Origin of the sequence: Pseudomonas entomophila, from assembly GCF_018417595.1 — a bacterium.
GTDB classification, from domain to species: Bacteria; Pseudomonadota; Gammaproteobacteria; order Pseudomonadales; family Pseudomonadaceae; genus Aquipseudomonas; species Aquipseudomonas entomophila_C.
This window is the reverse complement of the sequence record NZ_CP070982.1, coordinates 2,040,549-2,063,589: the sequence shown is the minus strand read 5'-3', so window position 1 is coordinate 2,063,589 and position 23,041 is coordinate 2,040,549. Positions and strand designations below refer to the sequence as shown.

The following is a 23,041-nucleotide window of genomic DNA, read 5'->3' as shown; positions in this document are numbered from 1 at the left end:
GGAGATCCACCATGAGCAAAAGCCGACTTTCATTCCTGGACCGCTACCTGACGGTCTGGATCTTTCTGGCCATGGGCCTGGGCATTAGTCTGGGCAGCCTGTTCCAGGGATTGCCTGCGTGGCTGAACAGCCTGTCGGTAGGCTCGACAAACATCCCCATCGCCATTGGCCTCATCGTCATGATGTACCCACCTCTGGCGAAGGTGAAATACGAGGAGTTACCACAGGTATTCAAGGACAAGCGCATCCTTGCCCTGTCGCTGATCCAGAACTGGGTGATCGGCCCGGTCCTGATGTTCGGGCTGGCCGTTGTCTTCCTTTCCGACAAGCCTGAGTACATGACAGGCCTGATCCTCATCGGCCTGGCGCGCTGCATCGCCATGGTGCTGGTGTGGAACCAGATCGCCGGAGGCAACAACCAATACGTGGCGGGTCTGGTCGCCTTCAACAGCATTTTCCAGATCCTGTTCTTCAGCGTGTACGCCTGGATCTTCCTGGGCCTGTTGCCGCCACTGTTTGGTCTTGAAGGTAGCGTCATCGAGACCAGCTTCCTCGATATCGCCCAATCGGTGCTGATCTATCTGGGCATCCCGTTCCTGGCTGGTTTTCTGACCCGCCAGATCCTGATCAGCAGCAAGGGCGAGACCTGGTACCAGGAGCGCTTCATCCCGAAGATCAGCCCGCTGACCCTCGTGGCGTTGCTGCTGACCATCGTCGCCATGTTCAGCCTGAAGGGCGACATGGTGCTGCAACTGCCGCTGGATGTGCTGCGCATCGCTATCCCGCTGACCATCTACTTCGTGGTGATGTTCTTCATCAGCTTCTGGATGGGCAAGCTGCTGGAAGCTGACTACCCACGTACCACTGCGCTGGCGTTCACCGCAGCGAGCAACAATTTCGAACTGGCCATTGCCGTGGCCATCGCCACCTTCGGTCTTGCCTCGCCGGTCGCGTTTGCCACCGTCATCGGGCCCTTGGTGGAAGTGCCGGTACTGATCTCCCTGGTGGGCGTGGCCTTGTGGCTCAAGCGCCGCTGGTTCGATCAGCCATCTGGCGCCTTGTCTCAGGAGTAAATCATGACCGAACACCACATCCCCAATATCGACAACGATCTGGTCGACCTGCCGACAGCAGACAAGCTGGCAGTCGAGCAAAAGTCCACCCACAAGCCACGCATTCTGCTGCTGTACGGATCGACCCGCGAACGCTCCTTCAGCCGCCTGCTGACGGAAGAAGCGGCACGCCTGCTGGAGCACTTCGGTGCCGAGACGCGCATCTTCAATCCGACCGGGCTGCCACTGGCAGATGACGTGCCCGATGACCACCCCATGGTCAAGGAGTTGCGCGATCTGGTGTTGTGGTCCGAAGGCATGGTCTGGTGCTCGCCGGAACGCCACGGTGCAATGACCGGTGTGTTCAAGTCGCAGATCGACTGGATTCCACTGAGCATGGGCGCCGTGCGCCCCACTCAAGGCAAAACCCTCGCGGTGATGCAGGTCTGCGGCGGCTCGCAGTCGTTCAACGTGGTCAACCAGCTGCGCGTCCTCGGCCGCTGGATGCGCATGTTCACCATCCCTAACCAGTCGTCCGTGCCGAAGGCCTACCTGGAATTCGACGAGGCGGGCCGCATGAAACCCTCTTCGTACTACGACCGTGTCGTCGACGTGATGGAGGAGCTGGTGAAGTTCACCCTGCTGCTTCGTGATCGCTCTGACTATCTGGTCGATCGCTACTCCGAACGTAAAGAGTCGGCTGAAGAACTATCCCAGCGTGTCAATCAACGATCCATTTGAGGCTTTGTGAGCATGCAATTGCACCCGTATTCCGTGTTGGCTAATTCCGATCTGGTCGGCCAGCTGATCTTCACTCCGTGCCCAGGTACCAAGGAGACATCGGTATCTCAGGCTCTAGCAACGTTGCACGATGCCGGCGCGAGCGCGCTGGTAACCCTGATGCCGAGTGAAGAACTGCTGCAGAACGAGATCGATCTGCTTCCCGAGGAGTGCCAACTGCTGGGCCTCGAATGGTTCCACCTGCCGGTCGAGGACGACGAAGCACCCGGTGAGCCGTTTGCGGCTGCCTGGGAAACTCACCGGGAACGCCTGAAAGAGCTGGTGAAGAGCGGTAAGACGATCGCCATTCACTGCAAGGGCGGCTCTGGTCGCACCGGCTTGTTTGCGGCCCGCCTGATGATCGAGTGCGGCATTCCTGTGCAGGAAGCTGTTGCCCAGGTCCAGGCCCTGCGCCCACGTGCGATCCAGAACCCTGCACACGTTGGGTACATCAACCAGTTCAGCGACACCCTCTGACCTTTCGCTAATCGCGATTCGAGAACAAGAACATGGCTATCAAAGTAGGTATCAATGGGTTTGGCCGTATTGGTCGCTTGGCGCTTCGCGCATCCTGGGACTGGGCGGAATTCGAGTTTGTGCAGATCAATGACCCGGCCGGTGACGCCGAGACCCATGCCCATCTGATCAACTTCGATTCGATCCACGGACGCTGGCACCGTGAAGCCCGCGCAGAAGGCGATTCGGTAGTGATCGGGGGCAAGCGCATCAAGGTCACCGCGAACAAGACCATCGCAGACACCGACTGGTCGGGCTGCGACCTGGTTATCGAGGCCAGCGGCAAGATGAAGTCGGTAGCCGTGCTCCAGGCCTATCTGGATCAGGGCGTCAAACGTGTGGTCGTCTGTGCTCCAGTGAAGGAGAAAGGCGCACTGAACGTGGTGATGGGCGTCAACCAACACCTGTTCGACCCGGCGCAACACCGTATCGTCACCGCCGCCTCCTGCACCACCAACTGCCTGGCCCCGGTGGTCAAGGTGATTCACGAGAACCTTGGCATCCGCCACGGCTCTATCACCACCATTCACGACCTCACCAATACCCAGAGCATCCTCGATACACCGCACAAGGACCTGCGTCGCGCCCGTGCCTCAGGCATGAGCCTGATCCCGACCACTACAGGGTCGGCCACAGCAATCGCGGAGATCTTCCCCGAACTGCGCGGAAAGCTGAATGGTCACGCCGTGCGTGTACCACTGGCCAACGCCTCGCTGACCGACTGCGTGTTCGAAGTGCAACGTGAGACGACGGCTGAAGAGGTCAACGCGCTGCTAAAAGCCGCTGCCGAAGGGCCGCTGAAAGACATCCTGGGCTACGAAGAACGTCCCTTGGTGTCCATCGACTACCGCACCGATCCACGGTCCTCAATCATCGATGCGTTGTCGACCATGGTAGTCAGCGGCACCCAGGTGAAGATCTACGCCTGGTACGACAACGAGTGGGGCTACGCCAACCGTGCCGCGGAACTGGCACGTTTGGTCGGCGCAGCGGAGTAAACGGCGATCATGAAGGCGTTGTCAGCCCTGTCTGCGGAAGTGCGTCAGTACCTGCTGGTTACCGGCAACTACTGGGCCTTCACCCTCACCGACGGCGCATTGCGCATGCTGGTGGTACTGCACTTCCATTCGCTGGGCTACACGCCGCTTCAGATCGCGGCGCTGTTCCTGTTCTACGAAGTGTTCGGCGTGATCACCAACCTGGTGGGCGGTTACCTCGGCGCCCGCCTGGGACTCAACCGCACCATGAATATCGGCCTTGGCATGCAGGTCGTTGCCCTGCTGATGCTCACGGTACCAGCAGCCTCGTTGACGGTACCTTGGGTGATGGCCGCCCAGGCGCTGTCCGGCATTGCCAAGGACTTGAACAAGATGAGCGCCAAGAGCTCCATCAAGCTCCTGGTACCGGACAGCCAACAAGGCACCCTCTACAAATGGGTGGCCATCCTGACAGGCTCGAAAAACGCGCTCAAAGGCGTGGGTTTCTTCCTCGGGGGAGCACTGCTTGCGCTGCTCGGTTTCAGCCAGGCGGTACTGGCCATGGCGGCGGTGCTGGCCCTGATCTGGATCGCTAGTCTGATCCTCCTGAAAAAAGACTTGGGCAAGGCCAAGGCCAAGCCGAATTTCCGCGACATGCTGTCCAAGAGCCGGGCCATCAACATCCTCTCGGCCGCACGGCTGTTTTTGTTCGGTGCACGGGATGTCTGGTTCGTGGTGGCTCTGCCGGTGTACCTGAGCTCTGCGTTTGGCTGGGACTTCTGGCTGGTCGGTGGCTTCTTGGCCGCGTGGGTAATCGGCTACGGCATCGTCCAGTCGTTTGCCCCCCACATCACCGGCAAGAAACGTGGTCATGTGCCCGACGGCCGAGCAGCCTTCATCTGGGCAATCGCCCTGGCCGGGCTGCCTGCGCTCATTGCCGTGGGCCTGTCGACAGGCTGGTCGGCGCAGGTAGTCTTGCTCGGTGGGTTGATGCTGTTCGGCGTGCTGTTCGCCGTGAACTCATCGCTGCACAGCTACCTCATCGTCAGCTATGCCAAGGAAGACGGCGTCTCCCTGGATGTGGGCTTCTACTACATGTCCAACGCCCTGGGTCGCTTGGTCGGCACGCTGCTGTCAGGTTGGGTGTTTCAGGCCTATGGATTGGAGGCTTGCTTGTGGGTTTCCAGCATCTTCGTATTGGCCGCCGCGCTCATCTCGATTGCGCTGCCCAGGCACAGTGTAATGGCACAGCAGACGCACTGATCCGTGAGGAAAAAGCGGAGGCCATCAGGCCTCCGCTCTCACCACAAATTGCTCAATTTCTGCTGCGGTACTTCGGGCCGTGCGGGTCACTCCGATCAAGGTCGCCGAGGCAGAGCCTGTCCACTCGCCATAGCCCACCAACCACAGTCTGGGCTCACTCACAGATCGGGTCCCTTCGACTTCTACACGTCCTTGCTCAGTAACAACCCCAAGGCTGGCGAGGTGTCCCAGGGCGGGTTTGAACCCGGTGCACCAGATCACTGCATCCACTGCGGTTTCCGACCCGTCTGCCCAGACCACACCGTCAGGGGTGAAACGAACGAAGGGTCTCACCGCGTGCAGAACGTCTCGCTCACGCGCCTCCACCACAGGCGGGACCATGACCACGTCGCCCAACCCGCCGACCGGCTGCTCAATGACACGCCCCTCCATCTGCGCTTTCCAGCGCTCCGTGGCCCGCTCGAACAGCACTCGGCCATCGACATCATCAGGTAGGAAGAGTGGATCTGTGGGAGTTACCCAGGTCGCATCCGCTACTTTGGAAACCTCTGCGAGAATTTGCGCGCCGGAGTTGCCGCCGCCAACGACCAGCACGTGCTTGCCAGAGAAGGACTGCGGTTCAACGTAGTCAGCCGAATGCAGCTGTTGGCCACGGAACAGCTCAGCGCCAGGGTAGGCAGGTATGTTCGGATTGCTCCAAGTGCCTGTGGCACTGACCACTGCTTTGGCATCCCAATGGCCAGACTCTGAATGAACACGTAACGCGCCGATAACGCGCTCGATTGAAGTGACGCGCACTGGCCGTTCGATTGGAAACTGATAGCGCGCCTCATACTGAGTGAGGTAGTCGATGACATGCTCGCGAGACGGATAGCCATCCTGGACAGGTGGCATCATCCAACCGGGAATGGAGCTCCACGTGGCCGGCGAGAACAGCCGCAGGGAATTCCAACCGTGTCGCCAAGCTCCGCCGGCTGCTTCCTCAGCATCGAGCATGATGAACGAAAGCCCCGTACGGCGAAGGAAGTAGGCAGTTGCCAAAGCCGCTTGCCCACCGCCAATGATAACTACATCCCACACCCGCCCTCCATAAGCCGTCATTCAAACCCCCTTCGTAACAGTGATGAGGAACATCATTTCAGAAAGCGGAGCTGAATTCTAACCAAAGCCATACCCAGCTCAGGCGCACTAAGTGGTAATGATCGCAACCGACTGATCAAGCCGAATGCAACTGTGTGGTCGAGTCGAATGCAAACAGATGGTCAAATGACCGCAACTACCCTCCGGCCTTCCTCCCGCATGTAGGTGGCCAGCTCGCGCAAATCGGCCGCGCTCAACGCGCCTTGCCGGCAGGGCAAGATAGTTTGTAGCCTACGGGTTCCCTCAACGGAGAAACCTGATGTCCTCCAGCAACGAAAGCAACACCCCTGACAAAAAAGACGACTCGCTCCCGACGCCTGGGTTGACGGTGATCAACCCCAACTTCTCTTTTGACTCCAAGGAGCGGGATGTCGCGGCAGCCCTCAAACGTCTCCCAAAACTACGCTCTGACCTGCACACTGACCTTGTTCGACTGATCGATGAGGGCAAGTCGGTCGATGAGGCAGTGCGGATCATCAAGCGCAAGATCGATAGCGAACCCAAAGGGCCAGGCGAGGATTGATGCATACAGCCCCGCGTGAAAACTCCCGCGGGGTCACCTTAGATTGCAGAGCCGTGAAAACGAGAAGATTCACCAAACCACCTCACAGGCGCGAGCTGGTGATGACAACTCCTGCGCCTTCACTCCCCTAGTTCAAAGTCCATAGCCCCCAACACAGCGACAAGGGCTTTATCACAACCCTCGGCAAGGTGAAAAAACTGGGCTCGAAAATTGCCATGGGTGGTGCGGGCTTCTCGAATGGCAATCGCTTTCTTTTCATGGGTCGCATGACCCCGAATCTCATTGCGAAGCTCATGAAGCCTTCTCATGGGCGCCAGAATCTCCCTGGCCTCCTCCGCGCTGATTGAACTTGCCACTAAGATTTCGTACAGCAACTTAAGCGAGCGCCAGGTTGACTCCAGTACGCACCCTTTTCCTTCAGCAACTTTGCGCAATGGCTTGTCGAGAAAACCTTCTACCAGGCATTGATCAAGAGCCATGATTTCATCACCCCATTCCTTAGGTGAGTCTGTGGCGGGGGCTAGCACGCTGTCGATCAACTCCTCACCTCGGGGGTTCCACCATGCTGGCTTACGTTTGTCTAGTTCACGCACCTTTCGCTTGAGCGCATCCAGTGGCTGATATTCGGTGTACCAATCGCCTTCAATATCCGTTCGATTTGCCCGCTGAGAGATTGGCGCCTTTGGCCATTCGTTGAAGGCCTTCCAGTACAGCTGTTCATCGAAGGGAAGTTTCGACAAATCCCAGATCCATGCATGAACTTGCCCGGCCTCATTGATATCGTAAGACTTGAGGGTCCAAGCTCCTCTGCAAGAAATGCTCCGGTCTTCCAGCGTGTATTTCTCCGGATCTCCTTTAAAGCGGTTAAGCACCTCTGCCCTGAAAAAAGCAGGCGATATCTGCCAGGGAAGATCACTATCCTCAAAATAACTGACAATGTGATCGGGGCTGCAAGAGGTCTCGACTTGACGGTCGTTCTTGCGATCATAGATTTTAAAGACTGCATACTCACGATCCGGATCACCATCAAAATCCTTGCGCCACACCTCTTCTTGCTCTTCAACCGTAATCTTTGGCCTGACCACCATGGCTCCATGCGCGAAGCTCGCTCTGCTTATCGATCCACCATGAAAAAAAAGATCCGACTCGTCTCGGTGATATCGAGTTGCGCCATGCCAGCTGTCGAAACTGCCCGGCACGTATCTGGTGAAATCAAATTTCAAGACCAGCGCCAAGTCCGCCAGAGCCATGTAGTTGTCCAAGTCTTTACGAAGAATTGTGACAACCTCGCGACCCTCTATCTGATCGGGAATTGCCAAAGTCAGAATCCTGATGACATCTTCGATGTCGCCATCGCCATTGAGCCGACAGTACGCCTTCCGCTCTTCTACATAATGGATGTCGAGACAATGTACGAGCTTTTGGTTAATTTCGATCGGCGTGGGTCCGGTATGAACCCCCTCAAGACGCCGACGGATGACAAGTGGTTCCCCCCCAGCTAAGGGAGATCCGCTGTCCTCAGGGAAAGCGGGCTCAATGTAGACACGATGTCCTTCACCTGAGCTCCAGGACCTTTGAATGCACCAGGTTGCATTGGTAAATAGCGTAAGATTTTGTAGCGCCTCCCCATCTGGCGGCGTGACATTTTCAGTTGGGGCGAGCGCCCCCACGATAAGCAGGAACGGTGCGCTCGCGTAAATCACAATCTCGTCTGAATCCGAGTTTGCTGTCATGTAATGCACAGCCTGCTCGGCATTTACATACCAGGGATCGTCTTGATCCTTCGGAGTCGTCGCCAAAGCAATCAGGGGTTTGGTATCAAAACGACGCATGCCCACTCCCGCAAGCTAGTTGATGATTTCAGGTTTTTGATCGGTAAGCCTGATCGTGCAAAAAGATGATCGCAGATGCAGTCATGTTCAGCGTGTACTTCGCCACGTGCTCCGGCACTACTTTTTGCAACTCCCCGGCACCATGCGACGTGCTCAATTTGTTGCGGAGCGTGCCGACGGTCATCAGTGGCTGCTCCCAGAAAGATTCCATCGCAGTCTTCTCCATGATGGTACGAATGAGCTTGGAGGTTGTGTCTCCCTGGGAATACCCGAAACCCTTCTGGCCACAGATCACTTTCATAACACTCTCATAGCTGCTGTTGCACTTGGTAACGCAGTCGCCGAATTTTCCGTGCCGAAAATCCTCAAGAGCTGCCATGAACTCGGAATTGGCATTGAGGAAAGCTGGCTGACGTAAAAGCTTCAGGGCGGGCTCAATAGCCGTCTCGTGAACAGCCTGGTTTTCCCTTGGAATAACCTTCGCGTGCTCACGGATTCCGGTGAACCTAGTGAGTTCTCCCCTATACATTTCCTCAGTGGTTTGCCACACCGGTTTCGTAACGAAATAGGGAAGATCGTCAATGTTCAAGAACTCGTTCAAGCGGTCAATCACAGGCTCATGGTAACCCCCGATGTAATTCCATCCTTCCTGATGGACAAGATACTCAATGGCATCAAGAAAATGAGGGTCACTGCAGGTGCGCAGAAAGTTGAATGCGTCATCGGCGTAAGAAAGGTTCTTGTTTCCGGACAGGTTATGGCGCCCCGTGAGATAGGAGAGCTTATCGTGTAGAAACTCAAGAGTTTCGCCCATTCCGGGGCCCATGTCTCGGATGAGCATGAACGTCCGTTGCCGAAATTGTTCTGTAAGCTGCTTTTTCGGCTGGCTCTGGTTTCCTTTACGTCGCGAAAAAACGTTGAAAATATTCCCTATCACCGCTGTACCCTGCCTCCGTTCAAAGGAACATCATAGACAGGAATGATGTCCGATTGCCATCGCAGTGCTTGGACCGCTGCTGTCGCGATCCAGCACGATACGGGTGGCTTACAAAATGAAAACCAAGGAGTCATCGATGCTAGATCGGATCGCGGAATGGAAGCGGGTTTTTGAGGCCGAAGAGAACGCCATCACTAAGGCGTTGAATCAAATGGCGTGGGACATCGCGGCGTATTCATGTGTCGTAGAAATGGTACGCCAAGCTCCCACGGTCTGCGGCGAAAAACAGCTGAACGTTTTGATCATGGACATGCTAGCTAGCGGATTCTGGGCAGGAACCATGCAGGGTATCCGCAGACTCGTAGAGGTCGAACCTATTCGCGGCCCGAGGAGCGTGTGCTCATTAGGTAGCTTAATCGCCGACATCCGCGCCTCGCGTGGAAAGCTCACGCGCCTGGTATACGTCAGGGATATCGCTGAACTGAATTACAATTACCGCAGCACACACGCCGCTTATGACAAATTTGCCACTGAGCAACTCCAGCAGGGAAAGCGATCGTACTGGGTGCCCACGAAATACCACTATGAGCTCGCGGTTAAGCGGCACGAGGAATTTGACTGGCTAAGCGGGGTGAGCGCAGGTGCATCCAGACCGGATGATCTGATACGGATCGAGGTATTCGACATGTTGGAGTCCCGCCTAGGTCGACTATCTTCCGTCATTGAACATGTGAACGTGGACATCGCACACGCTGCAACTGAGGCTAGTCGGCAAGGGCGCATGTTAGAGCGGTGGGGCCTTGCAGATGCCAAGCAAGCTTTGCGTGAAATTGCAGAAATTGCTCAGGTGGTGGGCTCCTGGTTCTGCTACAGCGGCGCTGGCACTGTTTTACCCATCGCCGAGTTCGATCAGTTCGCTCATTTGGACAGCCCTCTTTTTCAAGGTGACCGCGCCAAGCTGCAGGAGATATGGACGGACTTTGATCGTGAAGCACAATCATGGCACCTGGTCGATCCCACAGAATGGATGCAGAGCCAATAGCCAACACAGAAGAATCAGAAAAGCGCTTGGCAACCTCGCTCAGATATCCAGCACCTACAGGTCCTCGCAAAGACTGTCGACCTCGACGCTCGTTAGCTCATTACGCACAGCTTTGCCAAAACAACGGATGAACGAACGGATGAACCATTGGCCCGATCAGCGCCCTCATGCGTCCTTTGCGCCATATCCTGCATGGCATTTGGGGCATTCCCACTGACCGACAAATCGAAATTCGCTGGCTAGGTCGGTCAAGCGCATCTTGCGCTCATCGCTGTCCCAGCAAGCAGTGCAGAAGCGACCGACTTCGCCTTCAAAGGTATAAACCCCCTCAGAATTGTAGGTGGGCTTACCTTTGTCTCGCTGCTCAATCACCTGCTTGAGCCTGACTATCTCCTCTTGCGCCAATGCTAATTTCATCTTCAATTCCCCAGACTCAAGCTTCGCATCAGCCAAGGCGCTGTGAAGATCCGCCAGTATCATTTTGAAGTCCGCATCTTCGAGCTTTTTCGAGAGGTCTCGCAGCTTCCCTGACGCTTCAAGCGCCTGCTGAATCAGTGCCATCAAATCCATAGAAATACACCGCCTTGCTTAGTGGTATCGGTTGAGCGCATACAGTTGACAGATTGTAGGTGTGAAAGCGAGAAGGGTCGGACTTTTAGCCGCTCAGCCAGCCTGTGCTGGAGGCCTCACCTGATGGCGATCTTGACCACCATCACCGTACCGGCGGAAACTCATCGGCGACTTCAACCTTGGAGCTGATTATGGATGAGCATCGCGACCCGCCTGTACGACTCGACTATTTCCGCTTAGTCAAACGCCTCAACGAACATCTAGCCAGCCTTGGTCAGGAGCGCATAGATGAGGACATGCAAGAAGCATGGGCCGGGTACTTCCAGGAAATGGCCATCACTCTGGACGAAATCGACATTATCGGTCCTTGGTACATTAAGCATTACTCCATAGGTCTCTCGATTCCTTCGCTACGTCAGTACGTGGAGCATCTTCGTAGACACTCCACCTTGCCAGACCAGCGTATCACTGGCGGAACCGAAAGCGATGCGGTGACCATCCTCGAAGCATGCGCAGCACTGGGACTTGATCGATACCGACTTTCCGACGCGCTTTTCCAGGCTGCCGCATTGGTTCATCACGCGGCCTATCGTGTGGATCTTCCAAACATTGATCCAGAAGATATCCGGCAGGAGATAGAGAGCCGCGCACGGCTCGCAGACTACTTCTCTCGTGACATTCTTAATGAGGCCCAGAACGGTGTCGGGGCTGCAGCCAAGCTGGGAAGAACGCTTTTTCCACGTCATTGAGCATCATTTGATGCCCCCATGGTGATGCACCAGGGCAGGAGGAACAACTTGAGTACCACTCGCGATTTAAGCAAGCCCCTACTAGTGATCGATGGTCCCGACCAAGGCGACTGGCGCGCTTGGCCGAAAGACTCTTTTGTTTCTGTGACGGTGTGGGATAGCAAACGAGTCAGCGAGCAGCCACCGCCGGTCACTTACCGTCTGCGTCACCATGCCCGCCAAGGGCTGGTATGGGCCAGTGGAGATGGAGCGGACCTGAGTGATCCGGCTCAAGCTTGAGTACTAGCATTTGGGTTACATCGTTATCTTGACCACAGTGTCCACCTGACAGAGCAGCTGTCGTATTCGAGCCAGCGAAACCTTAGATAACGTCGCAGGGAGGGCTCGTGAGACCTTCACCTGCCGATAGAGGCATTGCGCCACCGCAACCGAGCCAAGCAGTCGCGATTGATCGGAAAAACAAGCTTCGAAAGCTGAGTGCCGCATACTGCTATCTGCGCTGCGAGAATCCCCGGTGGATTTCAGCCCTCTGATGCAGCGATCTTTAGCCCCTTAGCTGGAGGTGCTTATGAGTACTCCCTTTGCGCGCATCCAAACTAGGTACGAGCCTGCCGCTGGATCGGACATGCCTGAAAACAAGATGGGCTTGATTGCCACCTTGTCGATTGAGGCCAATTCAGACAGGACGATCGACGCGTACCTCGGCGGGCTGCAGATGTACAACGACCTATTCGAGTGGAGGCTGAGCGAGTATCCCCAAAAAGCGCTAGACCTCATTATCGACTGCTTCCTCCCCGCAGAATCGGTACCCCATTCGATTTTGGCGGAAGGCGTTTCTGCAGGCATAATCCGCTCTAGGCTTTTCCAAAGCGGAGATTTGATATCAGCCAAGCAGTGGATTCATCTGGCCTTGTCTTCCAACCCTGGCGTCGAGATAGACCCTGATGAGTTGCTGGCTAATGGGAAGATCTTTTCTCTGCGACCGGGCAAGGTTGATTTTTTCCCTACATATGGCTTAGACGGTAGCAATGGATACCAACCGATTCACGGGCTTTGCGATGTGTTGTCGGTGCTATCTGCTCGGATGGATGACTGGTCAATCGCAGCATGGTTCCAGTCCGAAAATCCCTATCTTGGCGGTGTCGCACCGAAAGCACTGCTAGCGTCTGCACAAGACAAGGTGCTGGCCGCAGCGAAGGTAAAACCTCGGCGGAATCGTGTCAGCAGATAATCGTATCCAGATCCTGCGCAAGGACTTAGGGCGATTCTAGACCTGGTGCCCCTGGCCAACGGATTTTTGAATGCGCTCCGCCATATGCGTACGAGACGTTCGACGCCTGCAGCCCTACGCAACAGCCGAATGGCGCCTCAAGGAATATAAGATGAGAAGTGAATATGCACTCCCAAGCCCCAACATCCAACGACCTCTCTTCCGCGATTGCTACTCGACATTGATCAGGGCAGTTGATGCGCGGTATGACGTACGAGGCTATTTGCTGTCGGAACTTGTGAAGCTGTGCCTAAAGAATCGAGCGATAATCCCGCTTGCCAAGCGCCACTACTACGAACGCTGTGTTCGGGCGGAAGCCATAACGTATTTGGAGCAACTTACGACTCATCTGCTATTCGGCCCTAATGGACGATTCTCGCCCGACGAATATCGATACAGTCAAAATTGATACTTTTTAGGCTTCCGCTCTAGGGTGAAAGTCGATTGAATTCCATTCAATATCAAGCGAAATTATCGCTGAATCCTGTCAACCTAAGCTATCCAAATAGTACAAAAACTTAGCAGTAAACGCCGTATTCGATTCGCAGTAAAAAATCTTGTACTTGCTCAAATCCGGAAGGACTAACAAGCAACGTACAAGGTGAAATCCGGCCAAGGCCCAACGATTCTTCACACATCCAGCGCGTCGCAAGCGTTCGCCGTCCAAGCACTCGTTGAGCCTCGGACAAGATCCATGCTTTTCGCCATTCGTAATAGCGCTGACCTACGCCCCAACATCCGAATTGAGCATCCTCGCGAGGGCCGATGAGTCGAGTCGTTATCATTGCCAAAGCTCCTCAAGGCCAGATTAAAAAGCCCTAGAAGCAGCATGTTAACTCAGATAGGACCGGAGCCAGAAGCTTGGAGCGAGCGTCACCTTGACGGTGTTTCTCAACGGGCAAGGAGGCATGCAGATGGAGGAAGACGTCAGCCGCTCGACTCCACCCAACCCGAATGCAACCTAGTCGCATAGGCCTGTGGGCAGAAGCGATTGCGGGGTGCATTTCAGCTCAGTCGCAATTCTGTAGAGCTTCTCAATAGTCAGATTCACTTCCCCTCTCTCTATCCGCCCTATGTAGCTCCGATCCATCTGGCACGCGAAAGCTAAAGCGTCTTGCGAAATGCCGACCATCATTCTCTGCTCTCGGACTTTGCGTCCTAGAGCCCTCGCCAACTTTTGCATATCCGCCTCGGTGTACATAAGGCGGGACTATCAGCGTTTGCGAGTTGATCGGCGACGGATTATAATCCGCATTTGATGTATTTCTGCTAGCTAGGTGCCTGTATGAAACCGGCTTCATTCGCTCTCGACAGGCACGTCTACGAGCTCTTGCAAAGCGGCGAGCTAGACAGCTTCACCTGTCGCGGCCTTCGAGACGCCTATGCCCAGTCATTTGGCGTAGCTCGCGAGCATACCTCTGATCTCCGGCGCTATATTTTCAGGCAGATCCTCCGCCTCGAAAGGATCGAATGGGTAGTACGAGACCCAGAAAAGCGCGGCCGCGACCAGCTCTATCACCTCCAGAATCTGCCGGCGTCAATCACCCTCCGCTTGATTGACGAGGGGTATCAATCCGTCGCCCCTCGCACTGCAGTACCTGCGATCGACACCGAAAAAGGTGTGTCGACCAACGAGCACACAGCTCGACGACTCCAGGCAATGGTCAAAGAAACTCGTTTGGACTTCCTCACCTCAATGGGCGAAGCGGAAAGATACAAGCAACTGTTGGATGACCTGCCACACCTTCACTCGAAGCTGGAAAACGATTATGTGGAAGCGAGAGATCGTAGCTCCCGCCTGCTAGGTCATCTTAAAGCGGTTGAAAAAACCCTGAAAATACTAGGAATTGAATGAGCAGCATTCTAAGAGAGTGGCAGAAATTATGTATCGAAAGAGCACTAAGGCACTTCCTGGTAAATAAACATTTCTTTTGCCAAGCAACGCCAGGAGCAGGCAAGACGAGAATGGCTGGTGAGTTGGCAAAAGAGCTGCTCAACAAAAACGCTATCGATCTCGTGCTGTGCTTCGCACCTTCCTGCCAAGTAGTCGATGGCTTCCGGAATACGCTCTCAAAAATACTTGGGCGTCGAATGGATGGATATGTTGGAGCAATTGGTGATGCTTGTACTTACCAAGGCATGGATGCGAAAGGTGAAGAGTTTTGGGAACTATTCCAACAGTATCGGGTTCTTGCTATATTTGACGAAATTCATCACTGTGCAGGTTATGATCTTAAAACCAGCAACACCTGGGGATCGACGATCATATCCAAAATACAAAATCAAGCGACATTCACTTTGTCACTTTCAGGCACGCCCTGGAGAACAGATGATAAGGCTATTGCACTAGGGCGGTATTCAGCGCCGACAAGAACGTTGACCTGCAATTATCGCTATGGACTTCAGCAAGCCATTGTCGACAGTGTTTGCAGATCCCCCAGAATAACCTTGATTGACAATCATAATCTGCAGTTGATCCAAAAAAAACAACAAAATCGACAAGTATCTAATTTTGATAATTTTGCTCATTTGCTTGACAGCTCACCCCTTTGCTTCGAAGACATCCTCTGGAATGAAGATATAATAGATCACATGCTCGATCTAGGCTGTAGAAAGTTAGCCCAACTGAGGAAAAGAATCCCATCTGCTGCTGGGCTTATCGTTGCAACAGACACTAATCACGCGAAGTTAATCGAGAGCAAGCTCCTAAGCCGTGGCGAAAACTGCCGCGTAGCTACGACAAAAACTGGTAGCGCGCAAGATAACATTAACGAGTTCAGATCCGGTATTGGCTGCTGGATTATTGCGGTCGGCATGATTAGCGAAGGCACTGACATTCCACGGTTGCAAGTATGCTGTTATCTTAGTCGCATTCGGACTGAACTGCATTACCGCCAGGTCCTAGGTAGAATTCTTAGGCGAACGGGGATCAATGATGATCAAGCATGGTTGTTTGTGATAGCTGAACCTTCACTTATAGATTACTCGCGCCGCATCTCCGAGGATCTGCCTCAAGACTTAGCTGTTGTTAGCAGGAAGACAGCACCCCGATTTGAGGAGCAAAAAGCTTTAATAGGCTGGGAAAACAATAACATCGATAATTGGTCGACTTTCAAATCCGATAATGATCTGCCGTCCAAGGTGGATTACCTTGTAACTGTTCCACGCTTGCTCTCGCCCACGACATACGAATTGGGCGTATCGTCACAGTTTCGATCAGAGCTATTAGAGATATTATAAAAATAGACGAGAGCGAACCTATAGAACCAACAAACCGATTCAATTGCGTATACCACGACTTATACTAGACTATGAGTACTGCTGTGTGCACACTCGCTCTCAATGGGTTTCAGAAAACCGCGAAGCGAACCTGCACATCACCCAAACGATAGTTGCCAGGTATTTGCAATGGCTTACGTCATAAAAATTAAAGCACTTTACCAAAACGACCAAACCGGCCGAACCATAAAGCTCCCTGCATTATTGACCGAAAGCGGAATATTAATATCACACCTTCGCTACCTCGCTCATCACAGCAAGAAGAGTTCGTCCTGGAAAGAGAAGTCCACGCAAGCCATCAAGCTACTAATAGAGTACATTAATGCTAACAAGGGTTTATTCAGGCAAACAACAAAGCTTCTCGCATCATTTGTAAGGGCGCTAGTAGAAGGCACAGTAGATCCAAAAACCCTAAAAGATCCCTCCCACCTTTTTTGGCTACCAAGATCTAGCGAACACTGTTCAGACCTCCTGTTCCTAGTTACAGACTACACGGATTGGCTTACGCGCCAAAGCGACTTCAAAATAAAAACCGCAAATCCTTTCAGGCAAGCCACCTCTACGGAACAGCGAATGAACTGGTGCGCCTTTCATCACAAACGAAATAGAATCTTTTTGAATCATCTTGTGGATCCGGGCAAACACGCCGAAGCGTTAAGCACCATTCGCGAAGTACAAGGACCACAGCGCCATCCTGAAAACATTGCACCTGCAAAAAGATTTCCTGAAGACAAAATTGATCTCTTGCTGAAGCAGGGATTTATTGTTCCAAACGCCAAAAACTTCGACATGCCGATCCCTGACTACAAGGGCCAGGCTTTAACGCTGCTGATGCACTATGGAGGGTTACGTAAGTCTGAAGCACTGCACCTTTACTTGTCAGATATTATTCTAGACACAAAAAATAACGATGCCATTGTAAGGGTTTATCATCCATCCAGTGGGAAGTCACCTGACGAGCAATATCTTAACAGAAAGCAATTTCTGGCAGTACACTACGGACTATTGCCTCGAACTGAATACCTGAAATCAGAACGACTGCATTTGGGATGGAAGAACCCAGTACTTGACAACAAGGATGGCTACTTCTCTGTTCAATTCTTCCCTACCCATAAAGCGGCAGAGTTCTTGGATATATGGGTCCAATACTTAAAACATCAGCGCGTTGACCCAAATCCGGCCCAAGACCACCCATATGCATTCACAAACTCACAGGGAGAGCCTGAAACGCTAAAAAATGCTCAACGCCTGCACAAATCTGCTGTCGAGCGAATTGGCTTACTGCACAGAAAAATAGTTGGCACAAGTGAGCACGGGCATCGACACAGCTATGGGTACAGGTTACGAGAACACGGATTTAATCAAATTGAAATCCAGAAAGCAATGCACCATAAAAGTCCAGATTCTTGCTTGGTGTATATTCAACCAACACATGAAGAAATACGAGAAAAAATGTCAGCAAGCCACAAAGCAGTCTATGCTGAATAGACACATACTTCCATTTGAGGCGAGATCAAATGCCGAGAGCGGACAAATATCAAACCTTAGCCGAAGTTAGAGTCGCAATTGAGAAACTCGGCATTAAAAATAGCACGGACTATAGGCTTCGTCGAAAAGAGGATTCGAAGCTCCCGGCATGCCCAAATGAAGTTTATGCTAGCGAATGGATTTCATGGTACGAGTTATGCGGAAATAAAAAACCAATTGAGAAATACCCAACACTAGCAGAGGCTAGAATCGCAGTTATACAGCTCTCCATAAAAAGCAACGTTGAATATCATCGTCTCTACAAGAAAGATCCGAAACTACCATCCAATCCCGAACTAGAATATGCGCATGAGTGGAGCTCATGGTACGACTTGTGCGGCACACGAAAGCCATCGAAAAAATATCAAACATTGATACAGGCCAAAGCTGCCGTCAGACAGCTCGGAATCAAAAACAGCAGAGCCTACAGACTTCGCTGGCAAGAAGATCCCATGCTACCGGCCAATCCTTATATTGATTACGCCAGCGAATGGCTCTCATGGTACGATTTTTGTGGGAGTGAACGGCCTGTAGAGAAATATCTAACACTTGAAGAAGCACGCGAGGCCGTAGTTCGCCTCGGCATTTGGACTATAGCCCAATATCAGACCGACCACTTTAAAGACCCAAAACTCCCGAGCGACATGCGCTTCTATCCAGATTTCATGGGCTGGTCAGCATTCATCGGCAGAAGTAGATCTAAAGATTTCTACCAAACGCTCAGCGCAGCAAGCAGAGCTGCGTTGGCGCTCGGCATTAATAACTACCACCAATACACGACGCTAAAAAGGTATAAGGAAGACCCAAAACTTCCTGCAAACCCTAGCACTATTTACCCCGAGTGGCAGAACTGGAATCACTTCTTGGGAACAAGTCACTCTACCCCACCTTATGAAAGTTATGAGTTAGCTTCTGCAGCGGCTGTTTCCCTGGGCATTAAATACTCAACTGAATATTTCAATCGCCGCGAAGAGGACCCGAAACTACCTATTGACCCCAAATACAAATACAAAGACCAATGGGAGGGATGGGTCCAATTTCTCCACCCAGGTAAAACAAGAAATGCATATGATACATTTGATGAAGCGAGATCTGCAGCCCGCAACATGAAATGTCACTCACGAAAAGACTATTACAATAGATTTAAACATGACTGGCGCCTGCGAAGAGATCCAACTTGTGTTTATCCGGATCAATGGACATCATGGAAGGACTATCTAGATCTAACTGAACAGTATGACACTTTATATGAGGTTCGCGAAGCAGCACAAAGGTTGGGCATTAGCACAAAACGGCAGTACGAATTCAATTACCACAAAGACCCACGACTTCCAAGCAACCCAGAACAATTCAAGGGCGAATGGAAATCGTGGATCCATTTCTTATTGCCCCTCAACTACAATTGCCTTGATGACATTAGGGTAGCGGTAATTAAACTTGACATAAAAGACAGTCAGGATTATCGGAATCGCTATAAAGAATATCCACCTCTGCCCGCTCACCCTGAACGGGTATTTAAAGACGAATGGAAAAGCTGGTACGATCTATGCTCGATCAGGACATTTTACACTTACGATGAAACAATAAATATCATTCACCCTCTTAATCTCACATCTATAAAAGAGTATCAAAAATATGTAAAGTCTTCAGGAGACAATAGATTACCAGGCACTCCAGATAAGGTGTACCATAGAGAATGGACCACCTCATATGCTTTTCTCGGAAAGGCGGAACCTTTTTCAGAAAGCTCTGTAGACCCTGACCATTCGAAGTGGCTTGAAGATCTAAATCGCTTCAAAAAAGAGGCTCGCGGGGGCCGAATAAAACAGATATCAATTTGCCGCTTTTTGGCAACCTATATACAAGCAAATGGATTGGGAACAACGCCCGGAGAGTTTCTTTCAAACAAACACACAGACCTACAACACTTTAAAAACTATGTTACCGCTACAATTCAAGAACCCAATAGACGTAGCTTCGTCATGGCAATCAACGAATTCCTGCGCTTTATCATACGTGAGGATTTTACGCTTGAAGATGACGAAACCGGCGAGCTAATAATTGCAGAAGGCATAAGCAATCCATTACGTGGTAGTGAAATCGAATACTCAGCCTCGGCCAATAACAGTAGTCCTGGTGAAACGGCCAAACTAGCTTTGGCTTATCAATATGTTGCAGCCGTGCAAAAATGGATAGCTCCAGACACTGCAACCAGCTTCTCTGATTTAACCCACCTTCATAGTTTCGATGCCGACTGGGTCGAGATTGATGTTGATGCTTTCCCCTTAGATCGTAATGATCCCGATCTAGTCACACGATGGATTGGCGGGAAGTTTAAAGCTTGGTTCCCGATGTATTGGATGCAAGTACTTACCCTCGTTTCAGTCCCGTCCAGAGGTAGGCAAATTGCATATTGCGATTCAGGCGAAGGCGACGCTTACATTCCCGTCTGTCATGATGGCAAGGTCGTCTGGACTGAAAACGAAGCCCCGCTTGCAGGAATAACAAAAGATCAGGGCTTCATAAAACGTTACCCTGGCGACCATTGCGGCATGTTCGTCACGAGCAATAAGACTAGCATTGGATACAGGGGTTATAGCGTGCCATGGTTTCCCCCTCATCTGATTCCGTGGATAATTAAACTCCGTCGGTGGCAGGAAAAATATAATCCAATATCGCGTCCGATGCCGTGGATTGAATGCACTCGAACTAACTTAAATGAAAGCCAGCGCATTGCAAAAGGTGCCAACTGCTTCTTGTTTCGGCTCTTTGGTGCTGAAGAGCCAGGATCGCCGACAAATTTACTAACCCCACGGCTTGCAGCCGCATTGTATCACTCGCAGCCTCGGGATTTACCTTTAGCTACGCTGTCAGGGCCAAAAGAAAAACTAACCTGCTATTCTTCTATATACACTCCGCACAGCATGAGGGTAAGCCTTATCACAGCCTACGTCCATGAATTCGGGCTACCAATTGAGATCACAATGAAGATTGCTGGCCACTCTTCAGTCGTCATGAATTTGTACTATGTAAAGATCGGTAGCGTTGAACTGCAGCGTCGATTTACTGAGGGTGAGAAACACGCACTACAAAATCAAGCCTTTGTTGCGCAGAGTATGATTGAGCAAGGTAGGATCGACCAAATCAAAGGGCAGTTAGTAGCAAACAGCAAAGATGCCCTTGAATTAATATACAGACAAAAGTCTCCTGGCAGCTATTTGTTTCGTGATTACGGTTTTTGTCCATATGCTGGGGCTAGGTGCGATGACGGAGGTTCGCTCGGAAAAGGTGATATCTGGCACCCAGTACCGGCCGGATACCTAGGTAGTCAGAATTGCATAAGGTGTCGCCACTTCGTAACCGGACCTGCATTCATAGGTGGCCTATTAGCTTTGGGCAATGAAATATCACTGGAAGTAAATCTTCAATTTGCAAGATATGATGAACTTCAAAATAAAGCTGAAGAGCTGAGATCTGAAATTGACAACCATGACGAACTGGAATATGAATTAATCAAGTCGGGAGGGCACTTTGAGGGTCGAGACCTAGGACTAGAAGTCAAACATCGAAAAGTGCTTGCCGAAGCGGAAAGCGCAGCTAAAAAGCTTGACGTCTTGATTTGTGATGTACAGGCTAGCGCTAGCCTTATAAAACAGATCGAGCAGGTGACTATTATAAAATCCGAATCGACCCCACAAGACTCACTCATGCTTATTGTACAGGAGGGTCACGAACTTAGGCTCGCGCTTGAGGAAACCACTCACTTTCATCAGTTAAGCGAGGTTTGCGAAAATGCCGAGATATATGAATGCGCCTCGGCCAACTCCGCATTGACGGCAAGATCGCAACTATTGGACAAAATGCTAGAAAACAATGAATCTCCGCAGCGAATGTTCAGACTGAACAAAGATCAGCAACTTTTGGTTGGCAATCAAATCGCAAGATTATTGATATCCAGACTCAGAAGCTGGGAACGAATTGACTCACTAATCGAAGGAAGATTTAGGCTTGCTGAACTGGTTGGCCTTGAGAGCATTTCACTTAAAGAGATTAGTGAAGTCTTCATGAACAAAGGCAATAGTTTACCTCAGGTTTAAAATCATGTCACCATCGGAAACTTTGGATAAACTGAAGCAGAACTGCAGCTTAAGAAAACAGCGTACGTTAGACGCAGTATACAAAGTATGCACCGAGCTGTTATCGAATAATGAAAAAGACTTTTCATTTTCGACTATTGCACGCACTGGAGTTAATAACGGAGTACCAAACGCCCAAAGCATGCGAAATAGTTCCGGCCGAGAATATCGCGAGCTAATACTGGCATTCAAAGAGGCAGCCGGTCCAATTCATCAAGAACGAGCAGCGCCAGATTGGATAGATGCGATAAAAGATGGTAAGACTAAATTTCTAGCGCGCGCGCAAGAGGCTGAGAACCATCGCCTCCGAAGTCTCCTTAGAGAAATTATGCCACCCAACCTGGAAATCAGGGTAGATGATCGCACTCCATTTTCGGTCGAAAATAAGTTAACGAATATAGAACGCAGAGCTCTACTGTATTTAATGTCCGAAGAGTTCAGGCTACAATGGGGCTGCTCACTGGGCAAGCACGGGGACTTGATTGACCAAAAGGGAGCAAAAGTTTTTCGCCCAGGAACCCTTGATGCAATACAGAAAGCTCTCAAGGCATTGTGACCGGTCTTTGAATCAATAACAGGCAAAAAATGGCTACCAATCTTATTACTGAAGCTGGCTATCAGTCCTTGAAAGATGAACTAGATTGGCTCTGGCGCGAAGAGCGACCAGAGATCACCAGAAAGGTAACCTGGGCTGCGTCTTTGGGCGACAGAAGTGAAAATGCTGACTACCAATACAACAAAAAAAGGCTGAGGGAAATAGATCGCCGTGTAAGATACCTTCGTAAGCGGATCGAAGATCTTCGCGTAGTTCCATATTCCCCTACTCAGGAAGGTAAGGTATTTTTCGGAGCTTGGGTAACCATTGTCAACGAAGAAGATATGAGCAAGAGATTCCGCATTGTAGGTGCTGATGAAATCTACGATAGGAAAGACTTCATCTCTATCGACTCGCCGATGGCACGAGCGTGCATTGGCAAGCGTGTAGGGGAAGAGATTGTTGTACGGACTCCAACTGGCGATGCCTATTGGGAAGTCACCGAAATTGAGTACATCGCCGCGGAAGTCGCACCTCGGTTCATTAAACCCTGAGGTGCTTCCGAATCGGCCCCTACTATGTCAAGACCAGACTGCAATGATGACCAGTGTTAAATAGTATGGGGCAAGAGTATAGTACTATTCCGAAAAACCTGAAAAATCAAGGTGTAAGACGGAATAGTACACGATCATGGGGTTCTACCTTCCAGTCGGCGTTCTCGCTGCGATCGCCAAGCGATGCCGCCCAGGTCACCTTCTGGGTGATTTCCGGGCGATAGACCCGCCACAGATGGTCGAGCTCCTTCTTCAGGGCTTCATGACCTTCCGTTGTGATGATGTTGGTGCTCAACGACTGTCTCCTCAGTGCATCCGCGGCAGGCGCCAGGGCGCCCACCGAGTGACTGAGCTTAGCG

At 51.8% G+C, this 23,041-nt stretch carries 21 protein-coding genes and 1 pseudogene; 15 read left to right on the top strand and 7 right to left on the bottom strand.

Annotated elements, in window-relative coordinates:
* The first annotated feature begins 11 nt into the window (after positions 1-11).
* The 5 genes from arsB to arsJ are packed head-to-tail and all read left to right on the top strand — an operon-like array spanning position 12 to position 4,588.
* Positions 12-1,073: an ACR3 family arsenite efflux transporter gene (gene arsB, locus JYG34_RS09150; protein ID WP_213660389.1), complete on the top strand. Its 1,062-nt coding sequence runs from the start codon at positions 12-14 to the stop codon at positions 1,071-1,073.
* Positions 1,074-1,076: 3 nt separating this feature from the next.
* Positions 1,077-1,793 carry an arsenical resistance protein ArsH gene (gene arsH, locus JYG34_RS09145; protein WP_213660388.1) on the top strand — a complete coding sequence of 239 codons (717 nt, stop codon included), beginning with the start codon at positions 1,077-1,079 and terminating at the stop codon, positions 1,791-1,793.
* Positions 1,794-1,805: 12 nt separating this feature from the next.
* Positions 1,806-2,309 (top strand): cyclin-dependent kinase inhibitor 3 family protein, encoded by a 504-nt coding sequence (locus JYG34_RS09140; protein ID WP_213660387.1) that lies wholly within the window; start codon positions 1,806-1,808, stop codon positions 2,307-2,309.
* A gap of 32 nt (positions 2,310-2,341) precedes the next feature.
* Positions 2,342-3,346, top strand: a complete 1,005-nt coding sequence (locus JYG34_RS09135; RefSeq protein WP_213660386.1) for an ArsJ-associated glyceraldehyde-3-phosphate dehydrogenase — start codon at positions 2,342-2,344, stop codon at positions 3,344-3,346.
* Positions 3,347-3,355: 9 nt separating this feature from the next.
* Positions 3,356-4,588 (top strand): organoarsenical effux MFS transporter ArsJ, encoded by a 1,233-nt coding sequence (gene arsJ / locus JYG34_RS09130; RefSeq protein ID WP_213660385.1) that lies wholly within the window; start codon positions 3,356-3,358, stop codon positions 4,586-4,588.
* Between the two features lie 24 nt (positions 4,589-4,612).
* Here the strand turns inward: arsJ and JYG34_RS09125 are convergent, their stop codons facing one another.
* Positions 4,613-5,689 (bottom strand): ArsO family NAD(P)H-dependent flavin-containing monooxygenase, encoded by a 1,077-nt coding sequence (locus tag JYG34_RS09125; RefSeq protein ID WP_213660384.1) that lies wholly within the window; start codon positions 5,687-5,689, stop codon positions 4,613-4,615.
* A gap of 298 nt (positions 5,690-5,987) precedes the next feature.
* On the opposite strand from JYG34_RS09125, the gene JYG34_RS09120 reads away from it, so the two are divergent.
* Positions 5,988-6,251 (top strand): hypothetical protein, encoded by a 264-nt coding sequence (locus JYG34_RS09120; protein WP_213660383.1) that lies wholly within the window; start codon positions 5,988-5,990, stop codon positions 6,249-6,251.
* A 119-nt stretch (positions 6,252-6,370) separates the two neighbouring features.
* On the opposite strand, the gene JYG34_RS09115 is transcribed toward JYG34_RS09120, so the two are convergent.
* Both JYG34_RS09115 and JYG34_RS09110 read right to left on the bottom strand, forming a co-directional pair.
* A complete protein-coding gene (locus JYG34_RS09115) occupies positions 6,371-8,083 on the bottom strand; it encodes a hypothetical protein (protein ID WP_213660382.1) in 1,713 nt (570 codons plus the stop codon).
* 28 nt (positions 8,084-8,111) lie between these two features.
* Complete coding sequence (locus JYG34_RS09110) at positions 8,112-8,924, bottom strand: abortive infection family protein (protein ID WP_249746234.1); 813 nt, start codon at positions 8,922-8,924, stop codon at positions 8,112-8,114.
* A 232-nt stretch (positions 8,925-9,156) separates the two neighbouring features.
* Here JYG34_RS09110 and JYG34_RS09105 point away from each other — a divergent pair, with 232 nt between their 5' ends.
* A complete protein-coding gene (locus JYG34_RS09105) occupies positions 9,157-10,062 on the top strand; it encodes a hypothetical protein (RefSeq protein ID WP_213660380.1) in 906 nt (301 codons plus the stop codon).
* A gap of 165 nt (positions 10,063-10,227) precedes the next feature.
* Here the strand turns inward: JYG34_RS09105 and JYG34_RS09100 are convergent, their stop codons facing one another.
* A complete protein-coding gene (locus tag JYG34_RS09100) occupies positions 10,228-10,632 on the bottom strand; it encodes a hypothetical protein (protein WP_213660379.1) in 405 nt (134 codons plus the stop codon).
* A gap of 191 nt (positions 10,633-10,823) precedes the next feature.
* Here JYG34_RS09100 and JYG34_RS09095 point away from each other — a divergent pair, with 191 nt between their 5' ends.
* Together JYG34_RS09095 and JYG34_RS09090 are read left to right on the top strand one after the other, a co-directional pair.
* The gene (locus tag JYG34_RS09095; protein WP_213660378.1) at positions 10,824-11,381 is read left to right on the top strand and encodes a hypothetical protein; all 558 of its coding nucleotides are present in this window, start codon (positions 10,824-10,826) and stop codon (positions 11,379-11,381) included.
* 625 nt (positions 11,382-12,006) lie between these two features.
* Positions 12,007-12,612 carry a hypothetical protein gene (locus JYG34_RS09090; RefSeq protein ID WP_213660377.1) on the top strand — a complete coding sequence of 202 codons (606 nt, stop codon included), beginning with the start codon at positions 12,007-12,009 and terminating at the stop codon, positions 12,610-12,612.
* A gap of 557 nt (positions 12,613-13,169) precedes the next feature.
* On the opposite strand, the gene JYG34_RS26630 is transcribed toward JYG34_RS09090, so the two are convergent.
* Together JYG34_RS26630 and JYG34_RS09080 are read right to left on the bottom strand one after the other, a co-directional pair.
* Positions 13,170-13,436: an antitoxin Xre/MbcA/ParS toxin-binding domain-containing protein gene (locus JYG34_RS26630; protein WP_213660376.1), complete on the bottom strand. Its 267-nt coding sequence runs from the start codon at positions 13,434-13,436 to the stop codon at positions 13,170-13,172.
* A 176-nt stretch (positions 13,437-13,612) separates the two neighbouring features.
* The gene (locus JYG34_RS09080) at positions 13,613-13,834 is read right to left on the bottom strand and encodes a helix-turn-helix domain-containing protein (protein WP_213661138.1); all 222 of its coding nucleotides are present in this window, start codon (positions 13,832-13,834) and stop codon (positions 13,613-13,615) included.
* A 102-nt stretch (positions 13,835-13,936) separates the two neighbouring features.
* Here JYG34_RS09080 and JYG34_RS09075 point away from each other — a divergent pair, with 102 nt between their 5' ends.
* From JYG34_RS09075 to greB (JYG34_RS09050), 6 genes are all read left to right on the top strand, one after another.
* The gene (locus JYG34_RS09075) at positions 13,937-14,506 is read left to right on the top strand and encodes a hypothetical protein (RefSeq protein ID WP_213660375.1); all 570 of its coding nucleotides are present in this window, start codon (positions 13,937-13,939) and stop codon (positions 14,504-14,506) included.
* A complete protein-coding gene (locus JYG34_RS09070; protein WP_213660374.1) occupies positions 14,503-15,891 on the top strand; it encodes a DEAD/DEAH box helicase in 1,389 nt (462 codons plus the stop codon). The genes JYG34_RS09075 and JYG34_RS09070 overlap by 4 nt, the downstream gene beginning before the upstream one ends.
* A gap of 168 nt (positions 15,892-16,059) precedes the next feature.
* A complete protein-coding gene (gene gmtY, locus JYG34_RS09065) occupies positions 16,060-17,418 on the top strand; it encodes a gamma-mobile-trio recombinase GmtY (protein WP_213660373.1) in 1,359 nt (452 codons plus the stop codon).
* A 29-nt stretch (positions 17,419-17,447) separates the two neighbouring features.
* Positions 17,448-21,554 (top strand): gamma-mobile-trio integrase GmtZ, encoded by a 4,107-nt coding sequence (gene gmtZ, locus JYG34_RS09060; RefSeq protein WP_213660372.1) that lies wholly within the window; start codon positions 17,448-17,450, stop codon positions 21,552-21,554.
* A gap of 4 nt (positions 21,555-21,558) precedes the next feature.
* Complete coding sequence (gene gmtX / locus JYG34_RS09055) at positions 21,559-22,149, top strand: gamma-mobile-trio protein GmtX (RefSeq protein WP_213660371.1); 591 nt, start codon at positions 21,559-21,561, stop codon at positions 22,147-22,149.
* Between the two features lie 29 nt (positions 22,150-22,178).
* Positions 22,179-22,682, top strand: a complete 504-nt coding sequence (gene greB / locus JYG34_RS09050; protein ID WP_213660370.1) for a transcription elongation factor GreB — start codon at positions 22,179-22,181, stop codon at positions 22,680-22,682.
* A gap of 148 nt (positions 22,683-22,830) precedes the next feature.
* On the opposite strand, the pseudogene greB (JYG34_RS09045) reads toward greB (JYG34_RS09050), so the two are convergent.
* Positions 22,831-22,977 (bottom strand): annotated as a pseudogene (greB, locus tag JYG34_RS09045) (transcription elongation factor GreB); the annotation flags it as partial.
* Between the last annotated feature and the right edge of the window lie 64 nt (positions 22,978-23,041).

What these genes read in the sequence shown, in the direction of transcription:
- arsH (WP_213660388.1), top strand. Translation starts at nt 1,077, where the DNA reads ATGACCGAACACCACATCCCCAATATCGACAACGATCTGGTCGACCTG.
- JYG34_RS09115 (WP_213660382.1), bottom strand. Translation starts at nt 8,083, where the DNA reads ATGCGTCGTTTTGATACCAAACCCCTGATTGCTTTGGCGACGACTCCG.
- JYG34_RS09080 (WP_213661138.1), bottom strand. Translation starts at nt 13,834, where the DNA reads ATGCAAAAGTTGGCGAGGGCTCTAGGACGCAAAGTCCGAGAGCAGAGA.
- JYG34_RS09075 (WP_213660375.1), top strand. Translation starts at nt 13,937, where the DNA reads ATGAAACCGGCTTCATTCGCTCTCGACAGGCACGTCTACGAGCTCTTG.
- arsB (WP_213660389.1), top strand. Translation starts at nt 12, where the DNA reads ATGAGCAAAAGCCGACTTTCATTCCTGGACCGCTACCTGACGGTCTGG.
- greB (WP_213660370.1), top strand. Translation starts at nt 22,179, where the DNA reads ATGGCTACCAATCTTATTACTGAAGCTGGCTATCAGTCCTTGAAAGAT.
- JYG34_RS09070 (WP_213660374.1), top strand. Translation starts at nt 14,503, where the DNA reads ATGAGCAGCATTCTAAGAGAGTGGCAGAAATTATGTATCGAAAGAGCA.
- JYG34_RS09110 (WP_249746234.1), bottom strand. Translation starts at nt 8,924, where the DNA reads ATGCTCATCCGAGACATGGGCCCCGGAATGGGCGAAACTCTTGAGTTT.
- JYG34_RS09135 (WP_213660386.1), top strand. Translation starts at nt 2,342, where the DNA reads ATGGCTATCAAAGTAGGTATCAATGGGTTTGGCCGTATTGGTCGCTTG.
- JYG34_RS26630 (WP_213660376.1), bottom strand. Translation starts at nt 13,436, where the DNA reads ATGATAACGACTCGACTCATCGGCCCTCGCGAGGATGCTCAATTCGGA.
- JYG34_RS09120 (WP_213660383.1), top strand. Translation starts at nt 5,988, where the DNA reads ATGTCCTCCAGCAACGAAAGCAACACCCCTGACAAAAAAGACGACTCG.
- JYG34_RS09125 (WP_213660384.1), bottom strand. Translation starts at nt 5,689, where the DNA reads ATGACGGCTTATGGAGGGCGGGTGTGGGATGTAGTTATCATTGGCGGT.
- JYG34_RS09140 (WP_213660387.1), top strand. Translation starts at nt 1,806, where the DNA reads ATGCAATTGCACCCGTATTCCGTGTTGGCTAATTCCGATCTGGTCGGC.
- JYG34_RS09090 (WP_213660377.1), top strand. Translation starts at nt 12,007, where the DNA reads ATGCCTGAAAACAAGATGGGCTTGATTGCCACCTTGTCGATTGAGGCC.
- JYG34_RS09100 (WP_213660379.1), bottom strand. Translation starts at nt 10,632, where the DNA reads ATGGATTTGATGGCACTGATTCAGCAGGCGCTTGAAGCGTCAGGGAAG.
- JYG34_RS09105 (WP_213660380.1), top strand. Translation starts at nt 9,157, where the DNA reads ATGCTAGATCGGATCGCGGAATGGAAGCGGGTTTTTGAGGCCGAAGAG.
- gmtZ (WP_213660372.1), top strand. Translation starts at nt 17,448, where the DNA reads ATGCCGAGAGCGGACAAATATCAAACCTTAGCCGAAGTTAGAGTCGCA.
- JYG34_RS09095 (WP_213660378.1), top strand. Translation starts at nt 10,824, where the DNA reads ATGGATGAGCATCGCGACCCGCCTGTACGACTCGACTATTTCCGCTTA.
- arsJ (WP_213660385.1), top strand. Translation starts at nt 3,356, where the DNA reads ATGAAGGCGTTGTCAGCCCTGTCTGCGGAAGTGCGTCAGTACCTGCTG.
- gmtX (WP_213660371.1), top strand. Translation starts at nt 21,559, where the DNA reads ATGTCACCATCGGAAACTTTGGATAAACTGAAGCAGAACTGCAGCTTA.
- gmtY (WP_213660373.1), top strand. Translation starts at nt 16,060, where the DNA reads ATGGCTTACGTCATAAAAATTAAAGCACTTTACCAAAACGACCAAACC.